The following is a 16,744-nucleotide window of genomic DNA, read 5'->3' on the forward strand; positions in this document are numbered from 1 at the left end:
GCCCGCCACCGCGAAGGCGGCGGCGGGCAGGGCCGGGCCGTCAGGCGCCGACGTACGTCGCGAGGTGCTCGCCGGTGAGGGTGGAGCGGGCGGCGACCAGGTCGGCGGGGGTGCCCTCGAAGACGACGCGGCCGCCGTCGTGGCCGGCGCCGGGCCCGAGGTCGATGATCCAGTCCGCGTGCGCCATGACCGCCTGGTGGTGCTCCACCACGATGACCGACTTCCCGGCGTCCACGAGCCGGTCGAGCAGTCCGAGCAGCTGCTCGACATCGGCGAGGTGCAGACCGGTGGTCGGCTCGTCGAGGACGTAGATCCCGCCCTTGTCGGCCATGTGGGTCGCCAGCTTCAGCCGCTGCCGCTCGCCGCCGGAGAGCGTGGTGAGCGGCTGGCCGATGCTGAGGTAGCCGAGCCCGACGTCCACGAGCCGCGTCAGGATGCGGTGGGCGGCCGGGGTGTGCGCCTCGCCCGCGCCGAAGAACTCCTCGGCCTCGGTCACCGACATCGCCAGTACCTCGCTGATGTCGCGCCCGGCGAGGTGGTAGTCCAGCACCGAGGCGTCGAAGCGCTTGCCCTCGCAGTCCTCGCACGTGCTGGAGACACCCGCCATCATTCCCAGGTCGGTGTAGATGACGCCCGCGCCGTTGCAGGTGGGGCAGGCGCCCTCGGAGTTGGCGCTGAACAGTGCCGGCTTCACCCCGTTGACCTTGGCGAACGCCTTGCGGATCGGGTCCAGCAGCCCGGTGTACGTCGCCGGGTTGCTGCGCCGCGAGCCCTTGATCGGGCTCTGGTCGATCGAGACCACGCCCTCGCCCGCGGCCCCCGACCGGCTGGGCAGCGACCCGTGCACGAGCGAGCTCTTGCCGGAGCCGGCGACCCCGGTGACGACGGTGAGCACCCCGAGCGGGACGTCGACGTCGACGTCGCGCAGGTTGTTCGCCGTCGCGCCGCGGATCTCCAGCGCGCCCGTGGGCGTACGCACCGTCTCCTTGACCCTGGCCCGGTCGTCGAAGTGGCGGCCGGTGACGGTGCCGCCGGCCCGCAGCCCCTCGACGGTGCCCTCGAAGCACACGGACCCGCCCGCCTGGCCCGCTCCCGGGCCGAGGTCCACCACATGGTCGGCGATCCCGATCAGCTCCGGCTTGTGCTCCACGACGAGCACCGTGTTGCCCTTGTCGCGCAGCCGCAGCAGCAGGTCGTTCATGCGCTGGATGTCGTGCGGGTGCAGACCGGTGGTGGGCTCGTCGAAGACGTAGGTGACATCGGTGAGCGAGGAGCCGAGGTGGCGGATCATCTTGACGCGCTGCGCCTCGCCGCCCGACAGGGTGCCCGCCGGCCGGTCCAGCGCGAGATAGCCCAGGCCGATCTCCACGAACGAGTCGAGGGTGTGCCCGAGTGCGGTCAGCAGCGGCGCGACCGACGGCTCCTCCAGCCCGCGCACCCAGGTGGCCAGGTCGCTGATCTGCATCGCGCAGGCGTCGGCGATGCTGATCCGGCCGATCTTCGAGGACCGGGCGCCCTCGGCGAGCCGGGTGCCGTCGCACCCGGGGCAGGTGGTGAAGGTGACCGCGCGCTCCACGAACGCCCGGATGTGCGGCTGCATCGCCTCCTTGTCCTTGGACAGGAAGGACTTCTGGATCTTGGGGATCAGGCCCTCGTAGGTGAGGTTGACGCCGTTGACCTTCACCTTGGTCGGCTCGCGGTAGAGGAAGTCCTGCATCTCGCGCTCGGTGTACTTCGCGATGGGCTTGTGCGGGTCGAGGAAGCCCGACTCGGCGTAGATCCCCACGGTCCACACGTTGTCCGACTTCCAGCCGGGGATGGTGAACGCGCCCTCCGCGATCGACTTGGAGTCGTCGTAGAGCTGGGTGAGGTCGATGTCGGAGACCGCGCCGCGGCCCTCGCAGTGCGGGCACATGCCGCCGGTGCGGTTGAAGGTCGCCTTGACCGTCTTCTTCGCACCGCGCTCGACGGTGATCGCACCACTGGCCCGGACCGAGGGCACGTTGAAGGCGTACGCGCTGGGCGGGCCGATGTGCGGTTCACCCAGCCGGCTGAAGAGGATCCGCAGCATCGCGTTGGCGTCGGTGGCGGTGCCGACCGTGGAGCGCGGGTCGGCCCCCATCCGCTGCTGGTCGACGATGATCGCGGTCGTCAGTCCCTCGAGGACGTCCACCTCGGGCCGGGCCAGGGTGGGCATGAAGCCCTGGACGAAGGCGCTGTAGGTCTCGTTGATCAGCCGCTGCGACTCGGCGGCGATCGTGTCGAACACCAGGGAGCTCTTGCCCGAGCCGGAGACACCGGTGAAGACCGTCAGGCGGCGCTTGGGGATCTCGATGCTGACGTCCTTGAGGTTGTTCTCGCGCGCGCCGTGCACGCGGATCACATCGTGGCTGTCCGCACCGTGCGGTGCCCGCGCCGGCCCGCCCGTCCTCGTGGCCCTGCTCATCGTCCCTCCATCTGTCGCGCGGGGCCGCTCTTTCGCGGTCTCCCTCGGCGTCGCAGGGTTCGATCCAACCACGTGCGAACGGGACCGACGCTACGGGCGGCGGGCCGGTCCCGGCTTCTCCATTCCTGACCGGTTGCCCGGCCGGCCGCCGTCCGTGCCGGGTACGTGCCCGGTCCGGGGCTAGTAGGGGCCGTTCACGTTGTCGATCGACCCGTACCGGGCGGCGGCGTAGTTGCACGCGGCGGTGATGTTGGCGACCGGGTCGTAGGAGTCCATCGACGTTCCGGGCACGTGGTAGGCCTTGAACGTCGGGTCGATGACCTGGAGCAGTCCCTTGGACGGGGTGCCCTTGGCGGCGTTGGAGTCCCAGTTGTTGATGGCCCGCGGATTTCCGGAGGACTCGCGCATCACATTGCGCAGGATTCCGTCGTACGTACCGGGAATTCCGTGCTTCGCCATGACGTCCAGGGACTCGCGGATCCAGCCGTCGAGGTTGTTCGCGTACGTCTTGGCGGGGGCCGCAGGAGCCACGGCCTGCACCACGGCGGGGGCGGCCGCCGCCGGGGCGGCGGGGGCCACGGCCTGCGTGGCGGCGGCGGTCGCACCGCCGATGGCCAGCCGCTGGCCGGGGAAGATGAGCGAGGGGTTGTCACCGACCAGGGCGCGGTTGTCGGCGTAGAGCTGCTGCCAGCCGCCGCTGACCGAATGCGTCTGCGCGATCTCGGACAGGGTGTCGCCGCTGATCACCGCGTGGACCGCCGGCGCGGCGGCCTTGGCCACCGTCGGCAGCTGGGCCACCTGGGACACCTGGGCCACCTGGGAGATCCGGGCGGCGGCCTGCGGGGCGGCGGCCGTGACCGGGGCGGGCTGCGCCTGGGCGACGGTCGCCCCGATCAGCGGCATCGCGAGGGCCGCGCCCCCGGTGCCGGCGACGGCCAGCTTCCGGGTGATCACGTTGTTCCTGGGACGGCGGTGTCTGCCCTTTGCGCGCATGGCGAATTCCTCACGTGGGGGGTACGGGAGAGCGATTCGGGGCGACCGTAAGCGAGTCGGAAGTCCGCGAACAAGCCTTGAATTTCCCCCTGTGATCGACATTGCGGAATCAAGGGTTTATTTCCTGATCATTCCGCCCCCTGCGAGGTCCCAACTCTCCTTTCGTGGACGGGAAATCGCCCGGCGCGATGGATGATGTTGAGCGGCTCCGGGTGACTCACATCACGGCTCTTGGTAGGAAATAACACCCTGTTCGATAAGAGGGCAAGATGCGCCGGAGGGATCGATAAGGGCTTTATTTGCGTTCCGCCCAAAACGCCCATACCTCACTCATTCCGGCAGTGCTGACAGCTCCCCGAGCGCCCTCTCGGCCGCCGCGGCCGACGCGGGCAGCAGCGGAAGGCGCACGTCCGGCGTGGGGATCCGGCCCTGTGCGTGCAGGACCGCCTTGATCACCACCGGATTCGGCTCGTCGAACGCGGCCGCCGAGACCTTCGCCAGCGCGTGCCCCAGCGTCCGCGCCCGGGTCACGTCGCCCGTCCGCCAGGCCGCGGCCAGCTCCACGAAGCGGTCCGTCGCCAGATGGGCCGAGGCGAGGATGCCGCCCACCGCGCCGAGCGCCAGCAGCGGCGAGAGGTACAGGTCGTCGCCCGCCAGGACGCGGAACCCCGCCGGCAGGTCGCCCAGCAGCGCCACCGTCTCCTGGTCGATGCCACCGCCCGCGTACTTGACCCCCACCACCCCCGGCAGGCCGCCGAGCGCGCGCAGCGTGCCCGCGTCCAGCGGCAGCCCCGTGCGGTACGGGATGTGGTAGACGATCAACGGGACGGGGCTGACCGAGGCCAGCCGCTCGAAGTGGGCCAGCACCCCGGCGGGCGACGGCCGGACGAACGCCGGGACCGTCACCAGCGCCGCCCCCGCCCGCGGCCACCGCCGCAGCCCCGCCAGCGCCTCCTCGGTGGCGCGGGTGCCGGAGCCGCCCGCGCCGATCGTCAGGTGCGCGCCGCGCTCCGCGCAGACCCGCGCGCACACCTCGGTCACGCGCTCCCGTTCGGCCGCGTCCAGCGTGGCCGCCTCCGCGGTCGTCCCGAGCGCGACGATCCCGGCCGCGCCCGCGTCCAGCACCTCGTGCGCCAGTCCCTCCAGCGCGTCCACCGCCAGGTCGCCGCGCGCCGTGTACGGCGTGACGAGCGGTACGTGAATTCCGTGCAAGTTGTCGTCCTGTGCCATGACTTCGAGGGTGGCGGGCTCTGAGCCACAGGTCCAGTTCGCCTTCCCGATGCCGAGCGTAAGCTGATCCGATGCTCGATGTCCGACGCCTGCGCCTGCTGCGCGAACTCGCCCGCCGCGGCACCATCGCCGCCGTCGCCGAGGCCCTGTCCTTCAGCCCTTCGGCGGTGTCCCAGCAACTGGCCGCGCTGGAGCGGGAAGCGGGCCTGCCGCTCCTGGAACGCACCGGCCGCAGCGTCCGCCTGACCCCCGCCGCCCAGCACCTGGTCGGTCACGCCGACGCCGTACTCGAACGCCTGGAGCAGGCCGACGCCGACCTCGCCGAGGCCCGCGAGGGCCTGGCGGGCGCCCTGCGCATCGGCGCGTTCCCCACCGCCGCCCGCGCCCTGGTCCCGGCCGCGCTCCGCACCCTGGCCCGCCGCCACCCCCGCCTGGAACCGATGGTCCGCGAGACCGATCCCGCCGCCGTCGCCCACGCCCTGCGCGCGGGTGATCTGGACGTCGCCCTGGTCCACGAGTACGACTTCGTGCCCGCGCCCGAGGAGCCGGGCCTGGCCACCGCCCCGCTCTTCGGCGAGGCGATGTACCTGGCGACCCCGGCCCCCGGCCCGAGCCCGATTCCCGTCCCGAGCCCGGCGGCGGACCCGGACCCGGACCCGGACCCGTGGCCGCCCGCGGGCCCGCTCCCGTCCGGCGGCCCCGGTCAGGCCGCCCTCCTGCGTGCCCACCGCGACGCCCCGTGGATCACCGCCACCCCCGGCACCCTCTGCCACGCCATGACCGTACGTGCCTGCCAGGCCGCCGGCTTCACCCCGCGGGTACGCCACCAGGTCGACGAGTTCGCCACCGTGCTGGCCCTGGTGGCCATCGGCCAGGGCGTGGCCGTCGTACCCCAGCTCGGCATCGGCACGCCCGCCGACCCCGGCGTCAGCCTCACCCGCCTGGCCGTGGAACGCCGTACGAAGATCGCCTTCCGGGGCGGGGCCGCCGGGCACCCGGCCGTCGCCGCCTTCGCCGAGGCCCTGCGCGCGGCCGTCCCGGCCGGTCTTCTGCGCCCCGACCGGTGACGTCAACTCCCGCACCCCGTGTGCCCCGTGTACGTTCGGTGATTCCGGGACGGTTCCGACCACAGAGCGGGGTACGACGTGACGCATCGCGTACGAGGGGTCATCGCACGGAGCAAGGGCGCACCGGTGGAGACGACGACCGTGCTCGTCCCCGATCCCGGGCCCGGCGAGGCGCTGGTCCGGGTCCAGGCCTGCGGGGTCTGCCACACGGACCTGCACTACCGCGAGGGCGGCATCAACGACGAGTTCCCCTTCCTCCTCGGCCACGAGGCGGCGGGCATCGTCGAGGCGACCGGCCCGGACGTCACCTCCGTCGCCCCCGGCGACTTCGTCGTCCTCAACTGGCGTGCGGTGTGCGGCACCTGCCGGGCGTGCCGGCGCGGCCGCCCCTGGTACTGCTTCGCCACCCACAACGCCACGCAGCCGATGACCCTGGAGGACGGCACCCCCCTCTCCCCGGCCCTCGGCATCGGTGCCTTCGCCGAGAAGACCCTCGTCGCCGCCGGCCAGTGCACCAAGGTGGACCCGGCCGCCTCGCCCGCGGCCGCGGGCCTGCTGGGCTGCGGGGTGATGGCCGGCCTCGGCGCGGCCCTGAACACCGGCAACGTCGGCCGCGGCGACTCGGTGGCCGTCATCGGCTGTGGGGGAGTGGGCAACGCGGCCGTCGCCGGCGCCCGGCTGGCCGGCGCGGCGAAGATCATCGCCGTCGACCTGGACGACCGCAAACTGGAGTGGGCCAAGGGCCTGGGCGCCACCCACACCGTCAACGGCCGTACCGAGGACGTCGTCAAGGCCATCCAGTCCCTCACCGGAGGCCACGGCGCGGACGTCGTCATCGAGGCCGTCGGCCGCCCCGAGACGTACAGCCAGGCCTTCTACGCCCGCGACCTCGCCGGCACCGTCGTCCTGGTCGGCGTCCCCACCCCCGACATGCGCCTGGACCTGCCGCTGCTGGACGTCTTCGGCCGGGGCGGCGCGCTGAAGTCCTCCTGGTACGGCGACTGCCTGCCCGAGCGCGACTTCCCCCTCCTCATCGACCTCTACCTCCAGGGCCGCCTCGACCTCGACGCCTTCGTCTCCGAGACCATCCCCCTCGACGGGGTCGAGGACGCCTTCGCCCGCATGGAGCGCGGTGAGGTGCTCCGCTCGGTCGTCGCGTTCTGACGCACGGTTCTGACACACCGTTCCGTCGCAGCGTTCCGACGCACCGTTCGAGTGTCCGCCCGGGCACCGCGGGGAAGGACACCCGACGGTCCCCGGCACGCGGGGTCCGGGGCGGGCGGAGGCTGGCATGGACCGGTGGATGTACGCCGTACTCGGCGCGCTCGTCGTGCTGCTCCTGCTCCGCGTCGCCGCCGCGCGCCGCCGCCCCGCCCGCCCCGGCCCCTCGGTGGCCCACCTCCCGGCGGCCCCCGCGTCCGGCCCGGCCTTCCCCGCGCCGGCCCGGCCGGAGCCGGAGCTGCGCGAGGCCGCCGCCCGCGGCGACGTCACGGCCCTGGCGGACCTGGGCGACCTCGCCGCCCACCGGGGCGACCTGGCGGAGGCCGAACGCAGCTGGCTGCGTGCGGCGCAGGCCGGCAGCGGCACGGCCCAGTACCGGCTGGCCGTCCTGCTGCGCGAGAGCGGACGCGACCCGGCGGCCGCCCTGCGGTACCACCGGCAGGCCGCGGCCGCCGGCGTTCCCGGCGCGGCGCACGACCTCGCCCTGCTCCTGCTGCACCAGGGCGACCCCGAGGGCCGCCGGATCCTGCAGCGCGCGGCCGAGTCCGGCGACACCCTCGCCCTGTACAACCTCGGCATCCTCGCGCACGAGCAGGGCGACACGGCCGCCGCCGAACGCTTCAGCCGCGCGGCCGCCGAGGCCGGCCATACCGACGCCGCCTACAGCATGGGCGTGCTGGCCGACGAACGCGGCGACCCGGCCGAGGCCGAACGGTGGTGGCGGCGTGCGGCGGAGGCCGGCCACGTGAGCGCCATGTACAACCTGGGCAACCTCCTCCAGCAGCGCGGCGACGAGACCGGCGCCGCCCAGTGGTGGCAGCGCGCCGCCGACCAGGGCGACCCGGACGCCCTCCACAACCTCACCCTCCTGCGCCGCCGCACCGGCCGTTAGGGCGTGACGGCAACCCGCTCACGTCCGTGTGATCACCGGAAGGCGGCGACGTTCTCCGCGGCCCACTGCCGGAACGTCCGGGCCGGGCTCCCGGTGATCTGCGCGACCGTGTCGCGCACCCTCAGCAGCTCGTCGTTGACGTCACCGCCCGTGACGTCGAGCACCGCGTCGGCGGCGTCGTCCCCGAAGACCGCCACCATCCACGCGTAGGCTTCCTGGCGGCTGATCCCGGCGAACGGCACCTCCCGGCCCAGTGCCGCCGCGATGGCCCCGGCCTGCTGCCGGGCCGTCACCGGCTCCGGGCCGGTCAAGGCGTACGTACGCCCCTGATGGCCGGGCTCGGTCAGCACCGTCCGCGCGACCGCGGCGATGTCCGCGGGGTGGATGGTCGGCAGCGCGACGTCCGGGTACGGCGCGCGGACGGTCCCGTGCGCACGGATGGTATCCGCCCACATCAAGGCGTTCGAGGCGAACTGCGTCGGCCGCAGGACCGTCCAGGCCATGCCGCTCTCCTCGAGTACGTGCTCCACCGCCGTGTGACGGCGGGCGGGGCCCAGATGCGGATGGGTCCGGACGGTGATCGACGACACCAGCACCACGTGCCGCACGCCCGCCCGGCGGGCGGCCGCGAGGATGTCGGCGTCCGGACCCAGACCCGCCGGGAGGAACAGCGAGCGCACCCCCTCCAGAGCGGGTTCCCACGACGCGGGCTCCGCCAGGTCGCCCTCCACGACCTCGGCCGTTCCGTGGAAGGCGGCCCGCGCGGCGTCGCGCGTGAGCCCCCTCACCGGTCCGGCACCACGCGCGTGCAGCTCCGTCAGCAGGGCACGGCCTATGTTTCCGGTCGCTCCGGTCACGAGGATCATGACGTGTCTCTCCCGTCGCAGGATGATCAGCTGGAGGCCACACGCTAGGAGCTCGATCACGCTTGAGGTCAAGGAGTTGGCCTTCGGCCGGGTCGCGCGGTAGCGACGGTCAGGACCCCTCGTCGAAATATCCGGCCTCCACCTGGAGCGCGAGGGTACGCAGCACATCGGCCGAGGAGAGGTCCGTCCGGCCGCTGTCGTGCGCCATGGCGAGACTGGTGAAGGCGAGGCTGAACCCGGCGACCATGCTCTGCAGCGCCGGGCCCAGCGCGTCCGCGACCAGGTGCGCCACCTCCTGCGGCGCGGCGTCGGCCGGCACCTTGATGGAGGGCAGCATCTCGTTGAGCAACTGGGTGACCACGCCCGCCTCCGGGCCGGAGACCTCGCCGTTCTCGCCGGCTTCCGCCGCCCGGCGGATCTCCTGGGTCTCCGTCAGAATGCCGATGACTCGCTTCAGGACCTCAGCGCGTTCCATTTCGGGAGGGTAGCCCCTCGGCCCCGCCCCGCGCTGGGCCCGGCCGGGGAAGAGCGGGCCGGATCCGCCGCGACGGGCGGTGGGTCCCGACCGAACGGCCGCGGGACGGCGACCGCGGGACCGCGGCGTAGACTCGGGCCGGCCGTCGCCCGTGCCGCCGCCGGCCAGGGACGGCAACGGCGCGCGCACCGCCCGCACCGCCGCCGCACCCGGGGACGTTCCACGTGACCAGCAGCCACCACCGTCAGCAGCCCAGCTACCGTCAGCCCGGCGTCGTCCTCACCGACCACCACTTCTCGGTGCCCCTGGACCACGACCGCCCCGACGGCGAGCACATCGAGCTCTACGCCCGCGAGGTCAGCGCCACCGGCACCGACCCGGCGGGGCTGCCCTGGCTGCTCTACCTCGAAGGCGGACCCGGCTTCGGCGCCCGCCGGTTCACCGGCCGGCAGGCCTGGCTGGAGCGGGCGCTCACCGAATACCGGGTGCTCCTCCTCGACCAGCGCGGCACCGGCCGCTCCACCCCGGCCAACCGGCAGACCCTGCCGCTGCGCGGTACCCCGTACCAGCAGGCCGAGTACCTCGCCCACTTCCGCGCCGACTCGATCGTCCGCGACTGCGAGGCCATCCGGCCCCTCCTGACCGGCGGCGCCCCCTGGACCGTCCTCGGCCAGAGCTTCGGCGGCTTCTGCACCACCCACTACCTCTCCACCGCCCCCGAGGGCCTGTCCGCCGCCCTCGTCACCGGCGGCCTGCCGTCCCTCGACGCCACCGCCGACACCGTGTACGCCGCCGCGTTCCCCCGGATCGAGCGCAAGAACCTCGCGCACTACGCCCGCTACCCGATGGACGCCGAACGCGCCCGCCGCATCGCAGCCCACCTCACCGAGCACCGGGTCGAACTGCCCGGCGGTCACCTGCTGACCGCGGAGGCCTTCCAGTCCCTCGGCATCCTCCTCGGCACCGGGGACGGCAGCCACCAGCTGCACTACCTCCTGGAGGACGCGTTCGTCCCGACCCCCGCCGGACCAGCGCTCTCCGACGCCTTCCTCGAAGGCGCCCGCTCCCTGCTGTCGTACGCCGGACACCCTCTCTACGCCCTGGTCCACGAGGCCATCTACGCCCAGGACCCCGCCACCCCCACCGCCTGGGCCGCCGACCGGATCCGCGCCGGCCTGCCCCGCTTCGACGTCGCCGGGACCCTCGCCGGCGACGAACCGCTGCTCTTCGGCGGCGAGACCGTCCACCCCTGGCACTTCACCACCGACCCGGCCCTCGTCCCGCTGCGCGAGACCGCCGAGATCCTCGCCGCCCGCACCGGCTGGCAGCCCCTCTACGACCCGGCGCGCCTGGCCGCCAACGAGGTGCCGGTGGCCGCCGCCGTCTACCACGACGACCTGTACGTCGACACCGGCCACTCGCTGCGCACCGCCCGCGCGATCCGGGGCCTGCGCACCTGGGTGACGGACGAGTTCGAGCACGACGGCGTCCGCGCCGGCGGCACCCGGGTCCTGGACCGGCTGCTGGACCTCGTACGGGGCGATGCCTGAAATCGGGCCCACCGGCCCACCCCTCGCCTATCGTGCGGAACATGACTCAGCATCTTGATCAACTGGAGCCCATGCCCACCGACTGGCAGCGCGCCCTCGCCGTCGTCGCCCACCCCGACGACCTGGAGTACGGCTGTGCCGCGGCCGTCGCGGACTGGACGGACGGCGGCCGTGAGGTCGTCTACGTGCTCGCCACGCGCGGGGAGGCCGGCATCGACGGCGTCGCCCCCGCCGAGTGCGCCCCGCTGCGCGAGGCCGAGCAGCGGGCCAGTGCGGCGGTCGTCGGCGTGTCGGAGGTGGAGTTCCTCGACCACCGGGACGGCACCATCGAGTACGGCCTGGACCTGCGCCGGGACATCGCGGCGGCGATCCGGCGGCACCGCCCCGAGCTCGTGCTCACCCTCAACCACCGCGACACCTGGGGCACCGGCCCGGGCGGGTACTGGAACACCCCCGACCACCGCGCCGTCGGCCGGGCCACGCTGGACGCGGCCGCCGACGCCGGCAACCGCTGGATCTTCCCCGAACTGATCTCCGAGCAGGGCCTGGAGCCCTGGAACGGCGTCCGCTGGGTGGCCGTGGCCGGATCGAACACGCCCACCCACGCCGCCGACGCGGGACCCGGCCTCGAACGGTCGGTGGCGTCCCTGCTGGAGCACCGTGCGTACATCGAGGCCCTCACCGACGAGGACCCGGAGACGTACGTCCGCACCTTCCTCACCGGCAACGCCGAACGACTCGCGGACCGGTTCGGCGGCCGCCCGGCGGTGGCGTTCGAGGTCTTCTCCCGGTAGGCGCCCACCACAGTTCCTTCCGCGGCGACCCGGGTCTTCCCCGTACGCCCCCGCCTCCGTAATCTGACGCATCGTCAATTATAGGTGTGCGCGAAGGGGGTCCGGGCTTGATCGACACCGTGTCCACGGAGATCGCGGAGGGTGAGGAGCGGATCCGGCTCGACGTCGCGGACGGCCTCGCGGTCCTCACCCTCTGCCGCCCGGACAAGCTCAACGGCTGGAGCTGGGAGTCGACCCGGCAGCTCGGCCTGCTCGCCGACCGGATCCGCTTCGACGATTCGGTACGGGCCGTCCTGCTGCGGGCCGAGGGCCGGGCCTTCTGCGCGGGCATCGACGTGAGCGCGCCCGGCGGCGCGATCGCCGGGACCTCGGCCGCCCGGCGCACGCGCAACTACTACGAGGGCATCCGGTGGGTCCACGAACGCTTCGCCGTCCTGGCCCGGCTGCCCCAGCCCGTGGTCGCCGCCGTGCAGGGCTACTGCCTCGGCTTCGGCTTCGAACTGGCGCTGATGGCCGACGTCCGGGTGGCCGCCTCCGACGCTGTGTTCGCGCTGCCCGAGGCCCGGCTCGGCGTGGCCGTCGACGCGGGCGGCGATCTGCGGATCGCCCGGGAGGCGGGGGCGGGCTGGGCCAAGTACCTCGCGCTGACCGGCCGCCGGATCGACGCCGCCACCGCCGAACGACTGCACCTGGTCCAGCTCGTGACCGCGCCCGGCGACCTGGACGCCACCGCCCGCGCGCTGGCCGAGGAGATCGCCGACAACGCCCCGCTGGCCGTCCAGGGCATCAAGCGCGCGGTCGACGCGTACGCCGACGCGGCGCTCCCGGCCGCGCTGGACCGGGCGGCGATGACCGCCGCGCTCACCCTCACCTCCGAGGACTGCCGCGAGGGCTACGGCGCCTCGGCGGCCCGCCGGCCGCCCCGCTTCACGGGAGACTGAGCGCGACGGCCGGGCCGGGGCGCGGTCGGCGGGCTGTGTGCGACCGCCGGGGCCGGGCGGTGCGGCCGCCCTTGGCACCGGGCCCGGCTCACGGAGTGAAGGGCGGCCGCCCGAGCTGCTCCCGCACCGGCACCACGTCCGGGTTCACCAGGGCCCTGCGCTGCCAGTTCGCCCCGTCCACCACGAGCGTGTGCCCGGTGATGAAGCGGGCGTAGGGGGAGGCCAGGAAGGTGGCCGCCCAGCCCAGCTCCCGCGGCCGCCCCACCCGCAGCGCGGGCTGGCGCGCGTCCTCGCCGCCGGGCGCGGCCCGCTGGAGCCCCGCGCGGATGTCGTCGCTCATGTCGGCGTGCGGTACCAGCCCCGGTACCAGCCCGTTGACCTGGATGCCGTACGGACCCCACTCCACGGCCAGCGTCTCCACCAGGTTCTTCACCCCGGCCTTGGCCGCCGCGCTGTGCGCGAAGCCGGGGCCGCCCGTCCAGGCGTAGGAGGCGCCGACGTTGACGATCGACCCCGGCGTGCCGGCCGCCAGGTGGCGGCGGCCGAACTCGCGGGTCATGAACCAGGTCCCGGTGAGCGTGATGTCGACGACCGCCCGCCAGGCGCCCGGGGAGAGGTCCTCGGCGGGGCTGGGGAAGTTGGCGGCCGCGTTGTTGACGAGGACGTCCGGCAGCCCGTACGTCTCCTGCGCCGCGTCGAAGACGTCCGCCACCCGCTCGGGGTCCCGGATGTCGCAGACGGCGGCCGTGACGCGGCCGGCGCCGGGTACGGCCGCCAGCTCCTCGCGCGCCGCCACCAGCCGCTCGGCCCGGCGGCCCGCGATCACCAGATCGGCCCCGAGCCGGGCGAACTCGGCCGCGATGGCCCGGCCCAGCCCGGTGCCGCCGCCCGTGACCAGCACTGTCCGCCCCGCGTACGTACCGGGCGGCAGGGCGGCGGCCCCGAGCGGCGGCGGCGCGGGCAGCCCGCGCGGTGCGTTCTCGATGGACATGCGCCATCGATAGCGCGCGCGGCCGCAGATCACCATCCCCGCGCACGACACGCACCGCACGGGCCCGGGGTGGGTACGGCCCCGGTACGTGGTGTGGGAGTGCTTCAGTCGGCCGGTGAGGAGGTGGCCTTCAACCGGATGCGCCAGCACACCCATGCCTTCGGGTGATCCGCTCGTCCCTGCCAGTGACCCTGTTGCCGATCAAGCGTTGCAGCTTCGGGCCGCGGAGGGCGCGGCCGGTACAGCGGCAGGAATGTGGTGGCGATGAGCCTGGAGAAGGCCAGAGAGTGGTTATCCGACTATCTCTGCGCCGCGGACGCGCGGATCGGCCGACCGGGCGCGGTGTGCCCCTTCGTCACCCCGGCGCTGCGTGCGCACAGCCTGCGGCTGGAGGCGTGGCCGGTGGACCCCCACATCACTGTTGCGGGGTTGGTGTCCCTGGTGAAGCGGATGGTCGCCGTCTTCGAGAACACTCAATGGGCGACCCGGAACCGGACCCTCCACGCCTTGGTGGTGGTGCTGACCGGACTGCCCGCAGACCGGCTGACCGTGACCGACGAGGCGCATCGGCAGGTGAAGGCGGCCCTCGTGTCCCGGGGGCTGATGCTGGGCCAGTTTCACGCGGAGTGCGACGAGAGAGCGGCGCGGAACCCCTCGTTCCGGGCATCGCGCTCTCCCGTTCCGATGCTGGCCCTGCGACATATGGCGGTTCACGACGTGCTCTTTCTGGACGAGGACAGCCGGTTCTTCACTGCGTACGATCAGCGCTACGGCCGCAGGTACGACGCCGGGGCGGTTCCCGACCCCTTGCTCCAGAAGCGCTTTGCCCGGGCGCGAGCCCGGTTCCGCCCCGATTCCGTTCCCGCGACCTCGGCCGGCAGCACGTATCGCGGTGGTGTGGCGTGAGTGCGCTCGATCCCCGTGGGCCCGGCATCGGGGATGGGCCGATCCTGGACTTTCCCGGCCCCAGCACCCCCTACATCGACTACCAGAGCATCGATGTCCTGCTGTCCCTCCAGAACCCCCTGTCCGACGCTCCTGCCGAACCGACGTTCTACATCCTCGGGCAGGTCAAGGAGCTCCTGTTCAAACTGCTCTACGTGGAGCTGTGCACCATTCGGGAACGGCTCGACGCCGACGACATCGCCCAAGGCGTGTGGACGCTGCGCCGCGCGCATCGGGTGGTCGAGTTGCTCACCCGTACCTGGGACGTACTGAGCACCCTGGCGCCGACCGAGTTCAACGCCTTCCGCGCTCATCTGGGCCAGGCGTCGGGCTTCCAGTCGTACATGTACCGGATGCTCGAGTACGTCCTGGGCAACAAGAACGCGACCATGGCCCGGGCGCACCGCCGGGTGCCGCACGTGCACGCGCAGGTCCAGGCGGCCCTGGCCGCACCGAGTGTGTACGACGCCGCTCTGCAGTTGCTGGCGCGGCGCGGTGCTGCCATTCCGGAGGCCGTACTCGGTCGGAATCCCGCTGAGCCCTATGTGCCGCACGACGCCGTGGAACGGTCCTGGGCGGCCGTGTACCAGGCCGGTCCCGGCGACGACATGTTCGAACTCGCCGAGGCCCTCATCGCCGTCGCCGAAGGCTTCGGCCGCTGGCGGGCCCTGCACCTGCTCACCGTGGAGCGGATCATCGGCACCAAATCCGGGACCGGCGGAACCGCCGGAGTGGAATGGCTGCGACGCGCCAGCATGCACCGGATCTTCCCCGAACTATGGAGCGCCAGGGGCCTTTTGTGACACCGACCGATCAGGAGAAGGGCTGGGTCGTGATCCCGACTGCCCCTGCCCATATGCCGAAGATGAGGCTGGAAGCCAGGCACAGCGACCGGAGCCGGACCTTCACCGTCGAATCCCTGTGCCCCGACGACTCCCCGGACAGGGCCGGCCGCCAACGCACAGAGGTGGCTCGTCTACGACGAGAGTTCGGGTTCCCCCTTCCCGCACCCGACTGGGAGCCGGAGGACGAAGAGGCTCAGGTCCTGCTCTGCCACGCCGACGACGTGCCGATCGGTTCGGTCCGCCTCGTGCGGCGCCGCGGCGGAGCCGATCAGTGGTGCCCCTACCTCACACCGGAGCTGCGCGCGGCACTGCCGTCCGATCCTGCGGGCTTCGTCTTCCTGGAGCGGCTCGTCGTCGCCCCCACCGCTCGCTCGCTGGAAGCCCTCGCCCTCATCCTCCACGCGGGTGCCACCTGGAGCGCCGCCTTGTGGCCCGTCCAGGAATACGCCGCGATCACCCGGCCGGACCTGGTGCGCCTGGGCCGATGGATGGGCGCGCGCCCACTGTCGCAGCCCATGGTTCTCCCGGGCTCGGACGGGCTGGGGCTGCTCGTCGGCGGCCGCGTGGACGAGGCGGTCACCCTCACCCGGGATCTGTTCGCGAACGGCGGGTGGAGTCTGACGGCCGCGGCTGCACCTGCCGCTGTGAACAGCGGGCCGTCAGTGGCCCCCGACTGCTAGGAACCCGTATGTCCTCCACTCACGCCGCACCCACCGAGCCGGGAGCAGCCGACCGAGTCGCCGCTGCGACGCAGTCCGTCATCGACGGCCGCGTACAGCTGACCTCGCGCACGCTCGACGAGTATCGGATGGTGTTCGGTCTGACCGACGACGACCTTCTCGCCGGGCCGGTCCTCGACTGCCCCGGCGGCGCCTCGTCGTTCGCCGCCGAGAGCCGGGCGCTCGGAGCGCACGTCACCTCGGCCGACCCCGTGTACGGCCTGGCACCGCAGGACATCGAGCCCCTTGTCCGCGATCACCTCGCGGCGAGTGCGGCCTTCGGCCTCGCCATCGCGGACCAGCTCGACTTCTCCTGGGCCGGCTCGCCCGAGCGCCACCTCGAGCGGTGGCAGGACGCCGCCGACACGTTCTTGAACGACTACGCCGCCGACTACCTCGCTCACGGAGGCGAACGCCGCTACGTACCTGCGGCGCTGCCGCACCTGCCCTTCAGCGATCGGCACTTCCGACTCTCCCTGTGCGGGTTCCTGCTCTTCACCTTTCCCCAGGCGGCACACCAGGAAGAGGCGATTGTGGAGCTGGTACGGGTCACTGCCGACGAGGTGCTCGTCGGTCCGCTGGAAGACCCCCTCGGCGTACCCTCCCCGACCCTCGACCCCCTGCGCACCCGGCTCGAGGACCTGGGTGTGTCGACGACGACACGCGACATCGGCTACAGCGTCCACCCCGGACAACGGGGCGTCCTGGTCTGCCGACGACGCACCGGCTGACTCCACCAGCCCCGGCTTTCCCCACAGACGGCTATCCG

Annotated in this window: 16 protein-coding genes; 10 read left to right on the forward strand and 6 right to left on the reverse strand. The window is 73.0% G+C overall.

All coding sequences use genetic code 11. The features are described from left to right. Window positions 1-40: 40 nt before the first annotated feature. The 3 genes from ACZ6KO_RS05655 to ACZ6KO_RS05665 form a co-directional block, all read right to left on the reverse strand. Complete coding sequence (locus ACZ6KO_RS05655) at window positions 41-2,446, reverse strand: ATP-binding cassette domain-containing protein (protein WP_469300372.1); 2,406 nt, start codon at window positions 2,444-2,446, stop codon at window positions 41-43. Window positions 2,447-2,626: 180 nt separating this feature from the next. Then, on the reverse strand, window positions 2,627-3,439 hold the full coding sequence (locus ACZ6KO_RS05660; protein ID WP_469300376.1) for a LysM peptidoglycan-binding domain-containing protein: 813 nt from the start codon (window positions 3,437-3,439) through the stop codon (window positions 2,627-2,629). A gap of 330 nt (window positions 3,440-3,769) precedes the next feature. Then, on the reverse strand, window positions 3,770-4,669 hold the full coding sequence (locus ACZ6KO_RS05665) for a dihydrodipicolinate synthase family protein (RefSeq protein ID WP_469300378.1): 900 nt from the start codon (window positions 4,667-4,669) through the stop codon (window positions 3,770-3,772). Window positions 4,670-4,740: 71 nt separating this feature from the next. On the opposite strand from ACZ6KO_RS05665, the gene ACZ6KO_RS05670 reads away from it, so the two are divergent. From ACZ6KO_RS05670 to ACZ6KO_RS05680, 3 genes are all read left to right on the forward strand, one after another. Continuing rightward, a complete protein-coding gene (locus ACZ6KO_RS05670) occupies window positions 4,741-5,736 on the forward strand; it encodes a LysR family transcriptional regulator (RefSeq protein ID WP_469300381.1) in 996 nt (331 codons plus the stop codon). A 78-nt stretch (window positions 5,737-5,814) separates the two neighbouring features. Continuing rightward, entirely contained in the window at window positions 5,815-6,900 is a 1,086-nt protein-coding gene (locus tag ACZ6KO_RS05675) for an S-(hydroxymethyl)mycothiol dehydrogenase (RefSeq protein ID WP_401443492.1), read from the forward strand. A 127-nt stretch (window positions 6,901-7,027) separates the two neighbouring features. Continuing rightward, the gene (locus tag ACZ6KO_RS05680; protein ID WP_469300384.1) at window positions 7,028-7,849 is read left to right on the forward strand and encodes a tetratricopeptide repeat protein; all 822 of its coding nucleotides are present in this window, start codon (window positions 7,028-7,030) and stop codon (window positions 7,847-7,849) included. 32 nt (window positions 7,850-7,881) lie between these two features. Here ACZ6KO_RS05680 and ACZ6KO_RS05685 read toward each other — a convergent pair whose 3' ends face one another. Together ACZ6KO_RS05685 and ACZ6KO_RS05690 are read right to left on the reverse strand one after the other, a co-directional pair. After that, window positions 7,882-8,715: an NAD(P)H-binding protein gene (locus tag ACZ6KO_RS05685; protein WP_469300386.1), complete on the reverse strand. Its 834-nt coding sequence runs from the start codon at window positions 8,713-8,715 to the stop codon at window positions 7,882-7,884. 109 nt (window positions 8,716-8,824) lie between these two features. After that, window positions 8,825-9,190, reverse strand: coding sequence for a hypothetical protein (locus tag ACZ6KO_RS05690; protein ID WP_469300388.1), 366 nt, complete (start codon window positions 9,188-9,190; stop codon window positions 8,825-8,827). 224 nt (window positions 9,191-9,414) lie between these two features. On the opposite strand from ACZ6KO_RS05690, the gene ACZ6KO_RS05695 reads away from it, so the two are divergent. The 3 genes from ACZ6KO_RS05695 (at window position 9,415) to ACZ6KO_RS05705 (ending at window position 12,475) form a co-directional block, all read left to right on the forward strand. Beyond that, window positions 9,415-10,740, forward strand: a complete 1,326-nt coding sequence (locus tag ACZ6KO_RS05695) for an alpha/beta fold hydrolase (RefSeq protein WP_469300389.1) — start codon at window positions 9,415-9,417, stop codon at window positions 10,738-10,740. Between the two features lie 41 nt (window positions 10,741-10,781). Beyond that, window positions 10,782-11,534, forward strand: a complete 753-nt coding sequence (locus ACZ6KO_RS05700; RefSeq protein ID WP_469300392.1) for a PIG-L deacetylase family protein — start codon at window positions 10,782-10,784, stop codon at window positions 11,532-11,534. A 107-nt stretch (window positions 11,535-11,641) separates the two neighbouring features. Further along, window positions 11,642-12,475, forward strand: a complete 834-nt coding sequence (locus tag ACZ6KO_RS05705; protein ID WP_469300394.1) for an enoyl-CoA hydratase/isomerase family protein — start codon at window positions 11,642-11,644, stop codon at window positions 12,473-12,475. Window positions 12,476-12,563: 88 nt separating this feature from the next. Here the strand turns inward: ACZ6KO_RS05705 and ACZ6KO_RS05710 are convergent, their stop codons facing one another. Then, a complete protein-coding gene (locus ACZ6KO_RS05710) occupies window positions 12,564-13,466 on the reverse strand; it encodes an SDR family oxidoreductase (RefSeq protein WP_469300395.1) in 903 nt (300 codons plus the stop codon). A gap of 264 nt (window positions 13,467-13,730) precedes the next feature. Here ACZ6KO_RS05710 and ACZ6KO_RS05715 point away from each other — a divergent pair, with 264 nt between their 5' ends. From ACZ6KO_RS05715 to ACZ6KO_RS05730, 4 genes are read left to right on the forward strand one after another with little or no spacing between them, the layout of a single operon-like run. Then, window positions 13,731-14,372 (forward strand): DUF6875 domain-containing protein, encoded by a 642-nt coding sequence (locus ACZ6KO_RS05715; protein ID WP_469300399.1) that lies wholly within the window; start codon window positions 13,731-13,733, stop codon window positions 14,370-14,372. Beyond that, window positions 14,369-15,214, forward strand: coding sequence for a tryptophan 2,3-dioxygenase (locus tag ACZ6KO_RS05720; RefSeq protein ID WP_469300401.1), 846 nt, complete (start codon window positions 14,369-14,371; stop codon window positions 15,212-15,214). Before ACZ6KO_RS05715 ends, ACZ6KO_RS05720 begins: the two co-directional genes overlap by 4 nt. Further along, window positions 15,211-15,936: a hypothetical protein gene (locus tag ACZ6KO_RS05725; RefSeq protein ID WP_469300403.1), complete on the forward strand. Its 726-nt coding sequence runs from the start codon at window positions 15,211-15,213 to the stop codon at window positions 15,934-15,936. The genes ACZ6KO_RS05720 and ACZ6KO_RS05725 overlap by 4 nt, the downstream gene beginning before the upstream one ends. A gap of 8 nt (window positions 15,937-15,944) precedes the next feature. Next, on the forward strand, window positions 15,945-16,706 hold the full coding sequence (locus ACZ6KO_RS05730; protein WP_469300405.1) for a hypothetical protein: 762 nt from the start codon (window positions 15,945-15,947) through the stop codon (window positions 16,704-16,706). The last annotated feature ends 38 nt before the right edge of the window (window positions 16,707-16,744 follow it).

Source organism: Streptomyces sp. NPDC042102 (genome assembly GCF_055582305.1).